This is a genomic window from Streptomyces sp. NPDC005963 (assembly GCF_040638655.1).
GTDB lineage: Bacteria > Actinomycetota > Actinomycetes > Streptomycetales > Streptomycetaceae > Streptomyces.
Map to the genome: position 1 here is coordinate 43,149 of NZ_JBEXVD010000006.1, position 15,590 is coordinate 58,738.

14 protein-coding genes are annotated in these 15,590 nt (G+C 69.8%); 8 read left to right on the top strand and 6 right to left on the bottom strand.

What is annotated here, in order from left to right:
* Positions 1-80: 80 nt before the first annotated feature.
* Entirely contained in the window at positions 81-1,619 is a 1,539-nt protein-coding gene (locus ABZ348_RS11465) for a YfcC family protein (protein WP_358931718.1), read from the top strand.
* A 232-nt stretch (positions 1,620-1,851) separates the two neighbouring features.
* Positions 1,852-2,802 carry a fibronectin type III domain-containing protein gene (locus tag ABZ348_RS11470; RefSeq protein ID WP_358931720.1) on the top strand — a complete coding sequence of 317 codons (951 nt, stop codon included), beginning with the start codon at positions 1,852-1,854 and terminating at the stop codon, positions 2,800-2,802.
* A gap of 223 nt (positions 2,803-3,025) precedes the next feature.
* Here ABZ348_RS11470 and ABZ348_RS11475 read toward each other — a convergent pair whose 3' ends face one another.
* The 5 genes from ABZ348_RS11475 to ABZ348_RS11495 all read right to left on the bottom strand — a co-directional run bounded on the left by ABZ348_RS11475 (position 3,026) and on the right by ABZ348_RS11495 (position 8,237).
* Positions 3,026-3,205 (bottom strand): DUF397 domain-containing protein, encoded by a 180-nt coding sequence (locus ABZ348_RS11475; RefSeq protein WP_358931722.1) that lies wholly within the window; start codon positions 3,203-3,205, stop codon positions 3,026-3,028.
* Positions 3,202-4,065, bottom strand: a complete 864-nt coding sequence (locus ABZ348_RS11480) for a helix-turn-helix transcriptional regulator (RefSeq protein ID WP_358931724.1) — start codon at positions 4,063-4,065, stop codon at positions 3,202-3,204. Before ABZ348_RS11480 ends, ABZ348_RS11475 begins: the two co-directional genes overlap by 4 nt.
* A gap of 534 nt (positions 4,066-4,599) precedes the next feature.
* On the bottom strand, positions 4,600-5,826 hold the full coding sequence (locus ABZ348_RS11485; RefSeq protein ID WP_358931726.1) for an FAD-dependent monooxygenase: 1,227 nt from the start codon (positions 5,824-5,826) through the stop codon (positions 4,600-4,602).
* Between the two features lie 44 nt (positions 5,827-5,870).
* On the bottom strand, positions 5,871-7,496 hold the full coding sequence (gene aceB, locus ABZ348_RS11490; RefSeq protein ID WP_358931728.1) for a malate synthase A: 1,626 nt from the start codon (positions 7,494-7,496) through the stop codon (positions 5,871-5,873).
* Between the two features lie 135 nt (positions 7,497-7,631).
* Complete coding sequence (locus ABZ348_RS11495) at positions 7,632-8,237, bottom strand: nucleotidyltransferase family protein (protein ID WP_358931730.1); 606 nt, start codon at positions 8,235-8,237, stop codon at positions 7,632-7,634.
* A 293-nt stretch (positions 8,238-8,530) separates the two neighbouring features.
* Between ABZ348_RS11495 and ABZ348_RS11500 the strand changes: the two genes are divergently transcribed.
* The gene (locus ABZ348_RS11500) at positions 8,531-8,815 is read left to right on the top strand and encodes a DUF5955 family protein (RefSeq protein ID WP_358931732.1); all 285 of its coding nucleotides are present in this window, start codon (positions 8,531-8,533) and stop codon (positions 8,813-8,815) included.
* 119 nt (positions 8,816-8,934) lie between these two features.
* Complete coding sequence (locus ABZ348_RS11505) at positions 8,935-9,627, top strand: alpha/beta hydrolase (RefSeq protein WP_358931734.1); 693 nt, start codon at positions 8,935-8,937, stop codon at positions 9,625-9,627.
* 103 nt (positions 9,628-9,730) lie between these two features.
* Here ABZ348_RS11505 and ABZ348_RS11510 read toward each other — a convergent pair whose 3' ends face one another.
* A complete protein-coding gene (locus tag ABZ348_RS11510) occupies positions 9,731-10,531 on the bottom strand; it encodes an IclR family transcriptional regulator (RefSeq protein WP_358931736.1) in 801 nt (266 codons plus the stop codon).
* A 362-nt stretch (positions 10,532-10,893) separates the two neighbouring features.
* Between ABZ348_RS11510 and allB the strand changes: the two genes are divergently transcribed.
* The 4 genes from allB (at position 10,894) to ABZ348_RS11530 (ending at position 15,589) form a co-directional block, all read left to right on the top strand.
* Positions 10,894-12,243: an allantoinase AllB gene (gene allB / locus ABZ348_RS11515; protein ID WP_358931738.1), complete on the top strand. Its 1,350-nt coding sequence runs from the start codon at positions 10,894-10,896 to the stop codon at positions 12,241-12,243.
* A gap of 88 nt (positions 12,244-12,331) precedes the next feature.
* The gene (gene alc / locus ABZ348_RS11520) at positions 12,332-13,486 is read left to right on the top strand and encodes an allantoicase (RefSeq protein WP_358931740.1); all 1,155 of its coding nucleotides are present in this window, start codon (positions 12,332-12,334) and stop codon (positions 13,484-13,486) included.
* 182 nt (positions 13,487-13,668) lie between these two features.
* Complete coding sequence (locus ABZ348_RS11525; protein ID WP_358932215.1) at positions 13,669-14,283, top strand: dihydrofolate reductase family protein; 615 nt, start codon at positions 13,669-13,671, stop codon at positions 14,281-14,283.
* 112 nt (positions 14,284-14,395) lie between these two features.
* Positions 14,396-15,589: an MAB_1171c family putative transporter gene (locus ABZ348_RS11530; RefSeq protein ID WP_358931742.1), complete on the top strand. Its 1,194-nt coding sequence runs from the start codon at positions 14,396-14,398 to the stop codon at positions 15,587-15,589.
* Position 15,590: the final 1 nt, after the last annotated feature.

Below are 15,590 nucleotides of genomic sequence, written 5' to 3' on the forward strand. Positions count from 1 at the left end.
AGACGGGGCTGAGCGATGAGGTCGCACACCACAACCGACGCCCCCGACGCCCGTGACGTCCCTCGGGCCCGGGCTCCGCGATGAGTACGTCCGCCGCACGGGAGGCTTCCGCGGAGCCGCCCGAAGGGCCCGGGCCGAAGCGGCGATTCGTCTTCCCGAGCGCACTCACCGTCCTGGCCGTGGTCACCATCGCGGTCTGGGCGCTGGCCTTCGTCATCCCGCCGGGAGCCTATGACCGCAATGACGAGGGCGCGCCCATCGAGGGCACCTACCACCGCGTCGACGGCGGCCAGAGCTTCGTCGACCGTCTCAACGACCTGTTCCTCGCCCCCGTCAACGGCCTCTACGGCATCCAGGACCAGTCGACCGGTGTCGTCGGCCCCGATCTCGCGGGCGAGTTGTACGGCAGCGCCGGAGTGTTCCTCTTTGTGCTGGCCATCGGCGCCTTCATCACGGTCGTCTTCGCGACCGGGGCGCTGGACCGGGGCATCGCCCGGCTGGCCCACCGGCTGCGGGACCGAGGAGCCCTCCTGATCGCCGCGGTCATGCTCGTCTTCTCCCTGCTCGGCACGGTCGAGGGCTTCGCAGAGGAGACCCTGGGGTTCTACGGGCTGATCGTCCCCCTGATGCTGGCCCTGGGATACGACCGGATGACCGCCACCGGAACGATCATTCTCGGCGCCGGTGTCGGAGTGCTCTGTTCCACCGTGAACCCGTTCGCGACGGGGGTCGCCTCCTCGGCCGCGGACATCTCCCTGGGCGACGGCATCGCCCTGCGGGCCGTGATGTGGCTGGTTCTCACCGCGGTGACCATCGCCTACGTCATCCGCTATGCGCGGCGGGTGCGCCGGGACCCGGGCCGATCGCTCTCCGGATTCCTGCCCGGCGACCGAGAACGGGCGACGGCCGAGACCGCGGCCCCACCGGACCTGACCGCCCTCCACAAGGCCGTCCTGGTGGTCGTCACCCTGGTCTTCACCTTCATGATCTTCTCCGTCGTGCCCTGGTCGAGCGCACTCACCGGAGATGCGCAGGCCACTCCGTACGGTTTCGAGCTCGGGTGGTCGTTCCCGGAACTCGCGGCGATGTTCCTGGTCGCCGCGGTACTCGTCGGGGTGGTGGCCCGGATGGGGGAGCAGCGGCTCAGCGCCACGATCACCCAGGGAGCCGCGGACTTCATCTCGCCGGCGCTGGTGATCGTGCTGGCCCGCGGAGTCACCGTGATCATGAACAATTCGATGGTCACCGACACCGTGCTGCACTCCATCGAGGGCGTCGTGCGGGGCACGTCGTCCGGTGCCTTCGCCGTGATCGTGTTCCTGGTGAACCTGCCCCTGGCCTTCCTGATCCCGTCCACTTCGGGCCATGCCACCCTCGCCATGCCGATCCTGGCTCCCCTGGCCGACTTCGCCGGGGTCTCCCGTGCCGTGGTGGTGACGGCCTGGCAGTCCGCGAGCGGTTGGATGAACCTCTGGGTGCCCACCACGGCGGTCACCATCGGTGGTGTAGCGCTCGCCAAGGTCGGCTACGACCGTTACCTTCGCTTCGTCTGGCCGTTGCTCGCCGTCCTGGCGGTACTGATTTGCGGGTTCCTGGTGGCCGGTGCGGCACTGACCTGATCGAGGGCCATCGCCGTGCGCAGGGCGGGCGCAGCGCCGGTGCCTCGGCGAAGCGGAAGCGATCCCACCGGGTGTCGGCCACCCAGCCGGGCGGACATAGCCGGACCGATGCCCTGCAAGTCCCTCAGACTGCGCGGGGGCAGTTCCCGTTGAACGTCAATCGGACTTGAAAACGACCTCTCACCATGCACTATGGGTCTGGACCAATCCGTCTCCTTGCGGAGGTTAGACCGTGCAACGTCCCCCCACACTCCCCGCGTTGGTCTGCGCGGCGGCACTCGTCCTCACCGCCTGCGCCGGCGAGGACAAGGACAACAAGGCCCCCACCACGCCCTCCGGCGTGACCGCGCAGGCGAGCAGCGCCACGTCCGTCCACGTCATGTGGGAGAACTCCTCCGATGACAAGGCCGTCACCGGTTACGAGGTGTTCCAGGGCGGCAAACGGGTCAAGACGCTGCCCGCGGCCAAGAACATGGTGGACATCAACCGCCTCACCCCCAAGACCGCCTACAGCTTCACCGTCCGTGCCCGCGACGCCGCGGGCAACCTTTCCGAGCCGAGCCCTGCCATAGGCGTCAGTACCCCCGAGCCGACCCCCGAGGACAAGCAACCCCCCACCCGTCCCGGTCGGCTCACAGGGGCACTCGACGGCAAGACCCAGGTCCGGTTGAGCTGGGAGGCCGCCACCGACAACACCAAGGTGACCTCCTACGACATCTACCAGGAGGACTCCCGCATCCACAGCGTGTCCGGCACCGAGACCAAGGCCCTGGTCACCGGCTTGCGGCCGGGCACCGTCTACTCCTTCACCGTGCGGGCGCGCGACGCCGGGGAGAACTCCTCGCCGGACAGCAACACCGTCGACCTCACCACGGCGGCGGCACCCGGTAAGGGCGCCAACACGGCACCGACCGATCTGAAGTTCACCGTCCGCAAGGGCGCCGTCGATCTGAGCTGGATGCCCCCGCAGGCCAACGGGCCGATCGAGACGCATGAACTCCACATCAACGGCACGTTGGCGACGACCATCGTCTGGGGCGTCATACCCGAGGGGAAGACGGTGACGCACGAGATGATCGTTCCGGACCCGCCCGGCACCCGGCTCAGCATCAAACTGCGGGCCAAGCTCCCCGACGGCAAGTGGGGTGACTTCTCGGCCCAACGGACCGTGGTCGTGCGCTGACGCGCGCCGTCAGCTCGCACCCTTGTCTCGACGGGGTGTTCGAACGAACCGTGCTCCGACTTCCAGGAGCTCGACAGCACCCCGTCCATCGCCTTCCGTACGGCGCGCCGCCCGCCAGCTGAGCGGTGCGTCGTACGCGAGGCCCTGTTCCCTTGACGGCGACCTCGCCGTCAAGCCGGAGCCCGCCCGGGTGGCCCGGCCCCACGGTCGCCGCTCCGCCCGTTCAGCCCCGCGCGGCGAACGTCACGAAGGCCGCCCAACCCTCGGGGGAGAGCGAGAGGACCGGACCGGTGGCGTCCTTGGAGTCCCGCACGCAGACCGTTCCGGAGCAGGCGGCCACCTCCACGCACTCCCCACCACTACCGGCGCTGTGACTGCTCTTGAACCACAGCGGACGGATCACGGTGCACACAGTCGCTTGGACATCCATCTCTCCCCCAGCAACTTCTCCAGAAAGGCCAGAGATTCGCCCGGGCTGAGCGCCTGGGCTCGCAGCAGTCCGTATTGCTCTTCGAACTCCCGGACCGCCTTGCGCTCCGAGTGGATGCGGCTGTCGGGATACGCCTCGACGTAGGCCACCCGGTTTCCTTCCCTTGCCCCGATCAGATTGAAGGGACCGCCCAATCCGGCGTGTTCCTCCCGGTCCGTCGGCATCACCTGGATCTCCACGTGACGTTCGCGACCGCGACGCAGAATCTGTTCCAACTGGCCCCGCAGCGCCTCCACCCCGCCCAAGGGTCTGCGCAGGACGGCTTCCTCGATCACGAAGCTGACCGTGGGGAGGGGGAGGCGGGAGAAGAGTTCCTGCCTGGCGAGGCGGGCCGAGACCCGCTGTTCGATCACCTCTTCGCCCAGGAGCGGGCGCCACATGGCGAACACGGCCCGGGCGTAGTCCTCCGTCTGGAGCAGACCGGGAACGGCGTGTGTGGCGTATACATGCAGATCGGCCGCCTGCGCCTCAAGGCGGGCCGCGTCTCGGAAGAACGCCGGATACTGCGCCCGCGCGACTTCGTCCTTGCTGGCTTTGAGGACTCCACCCGCATTGAGCACTTCATCGGCTCGGTCGATGAACTTCCCGGGCGGAATGCGCCGGCCCTGCTCAAAGGAGGCGATGGTGGAAGCCGAGTATCCGGTCAGCCTGCCCAATTCCGGTCGCTCAAGCCCTTCTCGTACCCGGAGCAGTTTCAGCTGCTGTCCGAAGACGCACAGGATTCCGGCTCCCGGCTCGCACTCGGAATCGCGTTCCGGCTGCTGATCGTTCATGACCCCCGAACCTCCCGCCCGGAGCCGGTACCGCTCCGCGTCGCTCACAACGGCGTTCCCGACGGGTACGGCCCGTGCCTGCCGGGGCGTCCCCGGGGCCAAGGTACGCACGCACCAGGGGGGTTTTCCGTATGAAGCGAGCAATTCCCCCTACCGGGGGCGTCCCGTACATATGGCAGCTCCCCGGTATTCGTCGGCTGCCCGTGCAGACGCACGAGCAGCCGGCCTTGCCGGCCCTGGAACGCTCGTCACCGCACCCTCCGTCAGGTGTTCCGGGGGCAGGGCGCCGGCGCGTCCCGAGCCCATCGGGGCGGTTGAGCCGTTCGATACCTCATACCCGCCACAGTGGCAGGAAAGTGCCCACATCCCCGTTTGCTGGAAACGATCGTCTTCCTGGACGGTGAGCGATCTTCCCCGTAGACGCCCGACTCGTCCCGATGCCCGATGCCCGATGCCCGATGCCCGATGCCGGGTACCGGGTGGCGCGGGGCAGCGTTCCGGGCGTCGGGACCGTGGAGGACCGTTCGGCTCTCCCTACCCTGTCGTGAGCCGGCGTCCCCCGAACGCCCCCGCCGCATCCGCCTGCCGCCACCACGCGTCGAGTTCGTCCCCGCTCAGCGCGCCCCACTCGGGGGTGTCCTCGACCAGTGCCCGCCCCAGCCGTCTGCCCAGGTCCACCATGCTCCGGCCCGAGGCCGAGCGTGCCGCGTCGTAGCCGCTCAGAGCGGCGGACACGTCACCGTCTGCCGCCCGGAGGGCCGCCTCCAGCAGACTGGCGTCCTGAAGGGCCTTCACCGCGCCCGCGCCGGTGTGCGGACGGGCGACGGTCGCCGCATCCCCCAGCAGGACCAAGCCGCCGCGCACCCCCGGAGCCGCGGTGAAGTCGTACATCGGTTGGACGAACAACTCCTCGGGACGGGTGAGGGTGATCAGGGTCGCCCAGAACGGCGGGAGCCCGGTCTCCACCAGTCGGTACAACTGGGTGCGCGCCGGCCCGTCCAGGGCTCCGGGCGGAACGGAGGCCGGGTCGTCGCCTCGGACGCCCGGGCTGATGGGCGCCGTGGTGTAGAGGACCCAGTTGACGCGCACGTCCCCGTTCGCCCCCGGAATGCGGTAGATGACGACATGGCCACCGCTGAAGACGACGTAGGCGCAGGAGTGCCGCGGCCAGAGCCCGGAGTCGGGAAGCCGGCTCTCCGGGTACGCCCCGCGCCAGGCGAGGTAGCCGGCGTACCGGGGCTTCTCCTCGGGACAGACCGCCGCACGGACCACCGATCGATGGCCGTCGGCGCCGATCACCAGATCGTGCTGCTCGGTCCCGCCCCCGGTGCGGACGGCCACCCCGTCGGCCGATTCGGCGACCGAGAGCACGGGCGTTCCGGTACGGAAGCGCACCCCCTCCGGAATCCTCGAACGCAGTTCACGCCAGAGCGGGCCCCAGTTGTAGGTGCGGAAGGGAAAGGCGTTGCTGCCCAGCACCCTGCCGAGAGGGGCGCGCTCGCCGCGCACGTACCAGTGGCGCTCGGTCAGGGGGATCCACGGGATCGAGGCGTCGAGATAGCCGGCCGCCTCCAGTTCGTCGTAGCGGGCCGCATGTACGGCGACGCCCACTCCGCGGTCGGCGAGAGCACCCGTGGTGCGTTCGTACACGGTGGTGCTCCGACAACCGGCCCGGTGCAGTGCCAGGGCAGCCGCGCACCCCCCGATGCTGCCGCCGACCACGGCGGCGCGTAATCCCCCGAGTGCGTTCGATCCGCTCATGCCGCACATCATGGCAGCGCACCCGCCGTCGGGTGCGCTGCGACTCAGCCGGTCAGCTGCTCGTACGCGGGCAGGGTCAGGAAGTCCGCGTAGCTCTCGTCCAGGGCGACGTGGAGCAGGAGGTCGTGTGCTTGTTGCCAGCGTCCGGCACGGAAGGCGTCGTCGCCCAACTCGTCCTGTATGCGGAGTAGTTCCGCTGCGGCAACTTCGCGCACGAGCGCCGCGGTTGCCGTCTCTCCGTTGTCGAAGACGACTTCGGCATTGATCCACTGCCATATCTGGGAGCGGGATATCTCGGCGGTGGCCGCGTCCTCCATCAGATGGAAGATCGCCACCGCGCCCAGGCCCCCGAGCCATGCCTCGATGTACCGGATGCCGACCTGGACCGCATGGCGCAGTCCGTCGAACGTGGGGGCGGCCTCCAGGGAGTCGATGGCGAGGAGATCGGCGGCCGTCACCGAGACCTCTTCGCGCAACCGGTCCTTCTGGTGGGGGCGATCGCCGAGCACGGCGTCGAAGGAGGCCAACGCGACGGGCACCAGATCGGGATGGGCGACCCAGGACCCGTCGAATCCGTCACCGGCCTCGCGGTCCTTGTCCGCGGTGACCTTCTCCAGGGCGATCCGATTGACCTCCGGATCGCGTCGGGACGGGATGAAGGCCGCCATCCCGCCGATGGCGTGCGCACCCCGCCGGTGGCAGGTGGCGACGAGCAGTTCGGTGTACGCGCGCATGAAGGGCGCGGTCATCGTCACCGCGTTGCGATCGGGCAGGACAAACCGTGCGCCGCCGTCACGGAAGTTCTTGACGATGGAGAAGAGGTAGTCCCAACGGCCGGCGTTCAGCCCGGAGGCGTGGTCGCGCAACTCGTAGAGGATCTCCTCCATCTCGAAGGCGGCGGTGATGGTCTCGATCAGGACAGTGGCCCGGACCGTGCCCTGTGGGATGCCGCAGTAGTCCTGGGCGAAGACGAAGACGTCGTTCCAGAGGCGGGCTTCGAGATGCGACTCGGTCTTCGGGAGGTAGAAGTAGGGGCCCTTGCCGAGGTCCAGCAGACGTCGGGCGTTGTGGAAGAAGTAGAGCCCGAAGTCGACGAGGGCACCGGGCACCCGCCCGCCCTCGGTGTCCTTCAGGTGGCGCTCCGGCAGGTGCCAGCCGCGCGGGCGCATCACCACGGTGGCCAACTCCGCGGCCGGGCGGAGCGCATAGCTCTTACCGCTGCGTTCGTCGGTGAAGTCGATCCGGCGCGTATAGGCGTCGATCAGGTTCAGTTGGCCGCCGATGACGTTCGCCCAGGTGGGTGCGGAGGCGTCCTCGAAGTCGGCGAGCCAGACGCGGGCTCCCGAGTTGAGGGCGTTGACGGTCATCTTGCGGTCGGTGGGACCGGTGATCTCCACCCGTCGATCGTCGAGCGCCGCCGGCGCGGGGGCGACCCGCCAGGAGCGGTCCGCACGGATCGCCGCCGTTTCGGGGAGGAAGTCCAGCGTTCCGGTACGGGCGGTCTCCGCGCGCCGCTGTGTCCGGAGGGCGAGCAGTTCGTCCCTGCGGGGAGTGAAGCGGCGATGCAGTTCGGCGAGGAAGGCGAGGGCGGCCTCGGTGAGGACCTCGTCCTGCCGCGGCACGGGCTCGGCGTCGACGACGGCCAGCGGGGATGTCGCTGGTGTGGACATCGGCTGTCACTTCCTTCAGCGAGGTGGCCCGAGCACGGGCGGAGTTCTCGGGAGAACCAGTGGGCGAGGCTTTTTCTGGATAGTAGTTTCCTCATCGTGGAAGTACAAGATTGTTCTGCCCTACCGGTGCGGATGTCACTCCAGTCGGAACAGGTCAGCCGCCGTGTCGATGTCCGCCGGGTCTGCCACATCGCCGCACTCCACCAGGGTGAGGGTGGATGCATGGGCGGCCAAGTAGCTGCGCGCGCCCTGATCTCCCCGGGCGTCCGCTGCCGCGGCAGCCCAGTGGGCGGCCCCGAGGAGTACCGGATGCCCGCGCCGTCCGCCGTACGTCGCAGTCGCCAGGGTCTCGTGCGAGCCGTACGCCGACCGCACTCGTGCCACGGCGGCCCCGCCGATGCCGGGTTGGTCCACCAACTGGACCAGTACGGCATCGGCGCCCGAGTCCGTCAGGGATGCGAGCCCCGCCCTCAGTGAGGAGCCCATGCCCTCTGCCCAGTCCCCGTTGTCGATCGTCGTGCAGCCGCCGAGAGCGGCTTCGGTGTGCACCCGGGCCCCCGCCGCACCCAGCACCACATGAATCGGTGCACAGCCCCCCTGGTGCAGTGCCGCCACCGCATGGTCGACCAGTGGGCGTCCGCGGTGGCGCAGCAGGGCCTTCGGGCGTCCGCCCAGCCGCCGCCCCCCTCCGGCGGCCAGCAGGAGTCCGGCGATGACGGGTGGGTTCCGCGGCGGCTTCATGGCGACTGCATACCGCATTCCGGCCTTCACCGTGCCCCACCGGCCCCTCCGGATACAGGTGCCCCGGGCGGGCCCCACGAAGGAATCGGATGGTGTTGTGACCCTTTTGCGCCATGTCGTGGGGCAGTTGCAGCCTGATTCACCAATTCGACGCCCCGGGTGGCGCGCATGGCGCGCCATGGCGTTAACTTGCCCGCAACTCTGGGTGGTTGACCGCGGACTGACCGTTGTCAGATCGGTCCCGGAGGGTACGAGGGGGGAGCACTGTGTTGCGGAGTGTGGAGCAGTCACAGATGGCCGTACGTGAAGAGGATCCGCGGGTTTCTGCGCTGGGCGCGGCCGTGTCGCGATTGCGCCGTGAGCTCGCCGGTCATCCGGCGCAGTTCTCGGACCGGGACATCGCGGAGGCCGAGTTGGCGGTCCTGGCGGCGATGGTCGCCGAGCACCGGCCGGACGTGGCCCGGATGCGGCGGTCCCTCCTGCTGATCGCCGGGGCGATCGGTTCGGTCAGCGCGCTCGGCCCTGCCCTGATGGAGGTGCGTTCGGCGGTGGACCTCTTCGGCGGGGTGCCTCGGTAGTGCCGTGAGCCGGCGGGTTCCATGGGGTTCCTCGCGGCCCGATGGCGAGGAACGCCATGCCGTTCTAGCGTGGAGGAATCGTGTCAAAAGCGACTACCTACCACCACAGGGAAACCGATATGGCCGACAAGCCGACTGTCGTTCTCGTACACGGGTTCTGGGGCGGTGCCGCCCACTGGGGGAAGGCCATCGTCGAACTGCGCAACCGTGGCTACGGTTCGCTGCGCGCGGTGGAGAACCCGCTCACCTCGCTGGCCGACGACGCCGAACGCACCCGCAAGATGGTCAAGCAGGTGGACGGGCCCGTACTCCTGGTGGGCCACTCCTACGGCGGTGCGGTCATCACCGAAGCCGGGGACCTGCCCAATGTCGTCGGCTTGGTGTACGTCGCGGCGTTCGCGCCCGATGCGGGTGAGAGCCCCGGACAGATCAGCCAGGAACTGCCTCCGGACGCGTTCGAGAACCTCGCCCCGGATTCGGACGGCTACCTCTGGGTCAAGCAGGACAAGTTCCACTGGAGCTTCGGCCAGGACCTCGACGACGACGAAGCCCTCGTGATGGCGGTCACCCAGAAGGCGCCGCTCGCCTCGACCTTCGGTGACAACGTGACCGACCCGGCCTGGCGGAAGAAGCCCAGTTGGTACCAGGTCTCGACGCAGGACCGGATGATCCATCCGGACAATGAGCGCCGGATGGCCGAACGCATGTCCCCGCGCAAGATCATCGAGTTGGACGCCAGTCATGCATCGCTCGCTTCGCAGCCCAAGGCGATCGCCGATCTGATCGACGAGGCGGCGAACGAGTCCGCTTAGTGCTCCCGCGTCGTGCTGCTGCTGCGCCCTGCCGGACCGTCCCGGCGGGGCGCACCCGGGTTTCGAGACCCGCCAGGGGGCGTGCGCTCGCCAGGGGCCGGTGTCAGCCGGTGGTTCCGGAGGCGGCCAGGGCCTTGGACAGGTCTTCGGCCACCTGCTGGAGCACGGGCACGATCCGCTCGGTTGCGGCTTCGGTCACCCGCCCCGCCGGCCCGGAGATGGAAATGGCCGCCGCGGTCGGGGAGTTGGGGATCGAAACGGCCAGACAGCGCACCCCGATCTCCTGCTCGTTGTCGTCCATGGCGTAGCCCTCGCTCCGCACCCGCTCCAGGGCGGCGAGGAAGCCCTCGGGCGTGGTGATGGTCTTCTCGGTCGCCGCGGGCATTCCCGTCCGGGCGAGCAGTGCCCGCACCTCGTCGGGGGGAGTGTGGGCCAGCAGGGCCTTGCCGACGCCCGTGGAGTGCGGCAGCACCCGCCGACCGACCTCGGTGAACATCCGCATCGAATGCTTGGACGGCACCTGGGCCACGTACACGATCTCATCGCCGTCGAGGAGCGCCATATTGGCGGTCTCCCCGGTTTCCTCGACCAGTCGGGCCAGATGGGGGCGCGCCCAGGTGCCCAGCAGTCGGGACGCCGACTCGCCGAGGCGGATCAGCCGGGGGCCGAGGGCGTAGCGACGGTTCGGCTGCTGACGTACATAGCCACAGGCCACCAGGGTGCGCATCAGCCGGTGGATCGTGGGCAGCGGCAGGCCGCTGCTCACGGAGAGCTCGCTCAGCCCTACCTCGCCCCCCGCGTCGGCCATTCTTTCGAGCAGATCGAAAGCGCGCTCCAGGGACTGGACGCCCCCGCTGCTCGCGGTCTTGACGGCGTCGTTGGTGCTGGCGCTGGACGTCGGCACGGGTGGCGGTCCTTTCGGGCAGACGGGCAAGTGAGCAGCCTACCGGGCTGATCCGGCCGGACGGGTCGCTGTTCGCGCGGCTTCGGGGCCGGTCAGGGGCGTGCGGGGGCGCCCGGGGCGCGGCCGGCGTCGGTCGGCCGTCATCGGGTGTTGTGGGGGATCGCCGCCGTCTTCCCCCGTCGTACGAGCGGTCCTTGAGGGGTGTGCCGGTTCCGCGTCCGGCCGTCGCCCTCGCAGCGGTCGGCGCCCGGGCGTCCCGGACGGCCCCTCTCCACCCGGCGATGCCAGGAGCCTTGACGATCGAGATCTCCCCCCTGAGGATTCATTCAACATTTTGTTGAAGCTCGCCAGGGGGGATGAGCATGAACGATGGGGACGTCGATCTGGTGCTGCGCTCGACGCGGGTGCTCACCCCCGAGGCGGTGCGACCCGCGACGGTGGCCGTGGCCCGGGGCACGATCGTGCGCGTGCTGCCCCACGACGCCCCGGTCCCGCCCGGCGTGCGGAGCGAGGACTTCGGCGACGACGTCCTGCTGCCCGGCCTCGTCGACACCCACGTCCATGTGAACGACCCAGGCCGCAGCGAGTGGGAGGGCTTCGCGACCGCCACCCGCGCCGCGGCGGCCGGCGGCATCACCACCCTGCTCGACATGCCGCTCAACTCGATACCGCCCACCACCACCGTCGCCCATCTGCGGACCAAGCAACGCACCGCGCACGCCCTGGCCCATGTCGACGTCGGATTCTGGGGCGGTGCGATTCCGGACAACACGGCCGACCTGAAAGAGCTCCACGCCGCGGGCGTCTTCGGCTTCAAGTGCTTCCTCTCGCCCTCCGGCGTGGAGGAGTTCCCCGAACTCGACGAAGGGCAGTTCGCCCGGGCCCTGGCCGAAACAGCAGCCCTGGAAGCACTGTTGATCGTCCACGCCGAGGACCCCGGTGTCCTGGCAGCCGCTCCGCAGCGGGGCGGCCACCGCTACACCGACTTCCTCGCCTCCCGTCCCCGTACCGCGGAGAACGCCGCCATCGCCACCGTGATCGCGCACGCGCGGCGTCTTGACGCACGGGTGCACGTCCTCCACGTGTCCTCCGCGAGTGCCCTTCCGCTGATCGCCGCGGCGAAGGAGGACGGGGTCAGGATCACCGCCGAGTCCTGCCCCCACTTCCTCACCCTCACCGCCGAGGAAATCCCCGACGGGGCGACCGAGTTCAAATGCTGTCCGCCGATCCGGGAGGTAGCCAATCGGGACGCGCTCTGGGCCGGTCTGTCCGACGGCACCATCGACTGCGTTGTCTCTGACCACTCACCGTGTACCGAGGGCCTCAAATCTCAGGACTTCGCCACCGCCTGGGGCGGAATCTCCTCCCTCCAACTGGGGCTGCCCGCCATGTGGACCGAGGCCCGCCAGCGCGGCCACACCCTCTCCGAGGTCATCCGCTGGATGTCCGCGGGCCCCGCCGCACTGGCCGGACTCCACCGCAAGGGAGCCGTCGCCGAAGGCAAGGACGCCGACTTCACGGTCTTCGCACCCGACGAGACCTTCACCGTCGATCCCGAACGGCTCCACCACCGCAACCCGGTCACCGCCTACGCGGGCCGCACCCTCGCCGGAGTGGTCCGCTCCACCTGGCTGCGCGGTCACCGCATCGCCATCGGATCGACACCGGGCCCGCCCTCGGGACGACTGCTCGTCCGCGCCGACCCGGTGTGAAGCGCGGTGCTGCTGCGCGCCGAGCGCACCCCGGCTGAGAACGGCCCGACCACCACGGACCCCAGCCACCGCAGAAGGGACCCGGAACATGTCCGATTCGTCCTCCCGGCCTCCGGAGCAGCCGCTCCCCGCGTACACTGGTGCCGCCGCCCCCTTTGGGGGTGGTGACCCCTACGCCGACTACCGCACGGCCGACCTGCCCTTCCTCCACCATCCCGACCTGGCCGCCCGTGAACTCGGGGCCGCCGTCATCGCCGCCAACGACGAGTTCTTCGCCGAACGGGAGAACCTGCTCAACCCCGGCCCGGCCGAGTTCGACCCCGCCCGCTTCGGCCACAAGGGCAAGGTCATGGACGGATGGGAGACCCGCCGTCGTCGCGGCCCCGACGCCGAGCACCCGCATCCCACCGCGGACGACCACGACTGGGCACTCATACGGCTCGGTTCCCCCGGAACCGTCCACGGGATCGTCGTGGACACCGCCCACTTCCGGGGCAACCACCCCCGGGCGGTCAGCGTCGAGGCGACCGCCGTCACGGGCTGCCCCACACCCACGGAACTCCTCGCCGACGGGGTGGACTGGACCGAACTCGTCCCCCTCACGCCTGTCGGCGGACATGCGGCGAACGCCTTTCGGGTCCGCCCCCTGCCGCACGTTGAACGGCGCTTCACCCATCTGCGGCTGAGGCAGTACCCCGACGGTGGCATCGCACGACTGCGCGTGTACGGAGAAGTCGTCCCCGACCCCGCCTGGCTCGGCGCGCTCGGCACCTTCGACGTCGTCGCCCTCGAACACGGCGGCCGGATCGAGGACGCGTCCGACCGCTTCTACTCGCCGCCCGACCACACCATCCGTCCCGGACGGTCCCGCAAGATGGACGACGGCTGGGAGACCCGCAGACGCCGCGACGACGGCCACGACTGGATCCGCTACCGACTCGTCGAACAGGCAGAGGTGCGGGCCGTGGAGATCGACACCGCCTACCTCAAGGGCAACAGCGCGGGGTGGGCCGAACTCTTCGTGCAGGACGCCCCCGACGGGCCGTGGACCGTGCTCCTGCCCCGCACCCGCCTCCAACCCGACACCAACCACCGATTCGTCCTGGCCCACGCCATGGTCGGCCGGCGGGTCCGGCTCGACATCCATCCCGACGGCGGGATCTCCCGACTGCGGCTGCACGGCACCCTCACCACCGACGGCGCCGCCCGTCTGCTCGCCTGCCACCGGGAGACCGGCGGCTGAGTCGAGCCGGTGGCCCCGGCGGCCGGGCCGTCCACGCGGCCCCGCCCCGGGGGCGCACCCGTTCGGGTTCCGCGTGCTGTCGGAAGGAGACCAGCGATGAATTTCGGGCACGTATCCGGTCTCCTTCGATGACCACGTCACCGCCGGCACCGCCGGACGCACCAGGGAAGCAGGCACACGCCATGGCCAAGCTCTCGATCACCGCCTTCCTCACCCTCGACGGCGTCGTCCAGGCCCCAGGGGGGCCAAGCGAAGACCCCAGCGGCGGCTTCGACCTCGGCGGTTGGTCCGTCCCCTACGGCGACGAGGACTTCGGCCGCTTCATGAACGACGTCTTCGACCGCTCCGGCGCCTTCCTTCTCGGCCGCCGCACCTACGACATCTTCGCCGGGTACTGGCCCAAGATGACCGACCCGAACGACCCGGTGGCCTCCCGGCTCAACTCCCTGCCGAAGTACGTCGCCTCCACCACGCTGGAGCACGCCGACTGGGCCGGCACCACCATCATCGGAAAGGACCTCGCCCATGAGGTCGCCGACATCAAGCAGCACACCGAGGGAGAGCTACAGATCCACGGCAGCGGCACCCTCGCCCAGAGCCTGATGGCCCACGATCTGATCGACACCTTCCACCTGCTGGTCTTCCCCGTGGTCCTGGGCAAGGGGCGGCGGTTCTTCGCGGACGGCGCGGTCCCCACCGCACTGCGCCACACCGACGCCCGGACCACCAGCACCGGAGTCGTCATCCACACCTACGAACTCGCGGGCCGCCCCACCTACGGCACCTACGAAGCCTGACCCGCTGGCACCGCGCGGCGCCCCCGCCGTCCACCGGGGCCGTTGCTCCCGGGCGATCGGCATGATGGGGTGGCCCGGGAGGCACCCGGAGCGCTGGAGGCGGACCACGACCGTGCACGGACTGGGCTTCTACATACCTGCCGTCGTCGGAATCGCGATCTTCGCCTTCAAACTGCCCGACCTGCTCCGGGCCCGGCACGACCCCCTGTTACGCGCGGTCGAGGCACTCCTGCTGGTCGCGAGTGCCGTATGGGCCTTCGCAGCACCCCCCACCATCGCCGCGGTGAACCGCCTCACCGGCATCCCCAACTTCTCCGCCCCCCTCGTCTACTGCACCCTCACCGCGTTCTGTGCCTCCTGTCTGATCCTGCTGATCACCTGGCGCGGTGAGGACCCCGAGCGGACCCGACGGGCGACACGGTGGGTCTTCGGCGTCTACTCGACGGTGATCGTGGTCCTGCTGGTGCTCTTCGCCCTCGCGGACGCACCCGTCGAGCGGTTGCGGGACCTGGACACGTACTACGCCACCACGCCGTTCATGCGCGAGATGATCGTGCTCTACCTCCTGGCCCACACCGCGGCAGTCGTCATCACCACGGTCATGTGCTGGCGCTGGTCCAAACGGGTGCAGGGCTGGTTGCGCGCCGGACTCGTGCTGATCGTCATCGGGTACTTCGGCAACATCGGCTACGACGTGGCCAAGTTCGGTGCCGTCGCCGCCCGCTGGAGCGGTCGGGACCGGGACTGGCTCAGCACCGACCTCGCTCCGCCGCTCGCCTTCGTCTCCGCCCTCTTCATCGGCGCCGGATTCCTGCTGCCGCTGATCGGCCAGCGCCTCCAGGCGCGCTGGAGGGACGAGCACACCTACCGTCGACTCGGCCCGCTGCTGCGCGAGTTGCGCACGGCCACCCCCGAACGGGACGCACCCGAGATGGTTCCGGCCTGGGCCCGCGCGGAACTCCGCCTCACCTATCGCGAGGCGGGCATCCACGACCACATCCTGTTGCTGAACCCCTACTTCGACCGGGCGGTCCGTGAGCAGACCGCCCGGGCCGCGCGACTCCAACGCCTGTCCGGCGATCAGGTGTGGGCGATCGGAACGGCCGCGATGCTCGTCGACGCCGTGGGAGCCAGGATCGCCGACCCCGAGGGGCGGGTGTTGGGAGCCGCCGAGGCGTACGGGCCCGAGTCGATCGAGCGGCTCGATGACCTCGTCCGTGTCTCCCACGCCTTGCGGCACCCCCTCGTCAGCGCCGTCCGACGCACCCGCCCCCACCGCAGAACGCCCACGCCCCACCCCCGATAGG

Coding starts and splice junctions, on each gene's coding strand:
- ABZ348_RS11485 (WP_358931726.1), bottom strand. CDS start 5,826: ATGAGCGGATCGAACGCACTCGGGGGATTACGCGCCGCCGTGGTCGGC.
- ABZ348_RS11505 (WP_358931734.1), top strand. CDS start 8,935: ATGGCCGACAAGCCGACTGTCGTTCTCGTACACGGGTTCTGGGGCGGT.
- ABZ348_RS11495 (WP_358931730.1), bottom strand. CDS start 8,237: ATGAAGCCGCCGCGGAACCCACCCGTCATCGCCGGACTCCTGCTGGCC.
- ABZ348_RS11525 (WP_358932215.1), top strand. CDS start 13,669: ATGGCCAAGCTCTCGATCACCGCCTTCCTCACCCTCGACGGCGTCGTC.
- ABZ348_RS11465 (WP_358931718.1), top strand. CDS start 81: ATGAGTACGTCCGCCGCACGGGAGGCTTCCGCGGAGCCGCCCGAAGGG.
- allB (WP_358931738.1), top strand. CDS start 10,894: ATGAACGATGGGGACGTCGATCTGGTGCTGCGCTCGACGCGGGTGCTC.
- aceB (WP_358931728.1), bottom strand. CDS start 7,496: ATGTCCACACCAGCGACATCCCCGCTGGCCGTCGTCGACGCCGAGCCC.
- alc (WP_358931740.1), top strand. CDS start 12,332: ATGTCCGATTCGTCCTCCCGGCCTCCGGAGCAGCCGCTCCCCGCGTAC.
- ABZ348_RS11480 (WP_358931724.1), bottom strand. CDS start 4,065: ATGAACGATCAGCAGCCGGAACGCGATTCCGAGTGCGAGCCGGGAGCC.
- ABZ348_RS11500 (WP_358931732.1), top strand. CDS start 8,531: ATGGCCGTACGTGAAGAGGATCCGCGGGTTTCTGCGCTGGGCGCGGCC.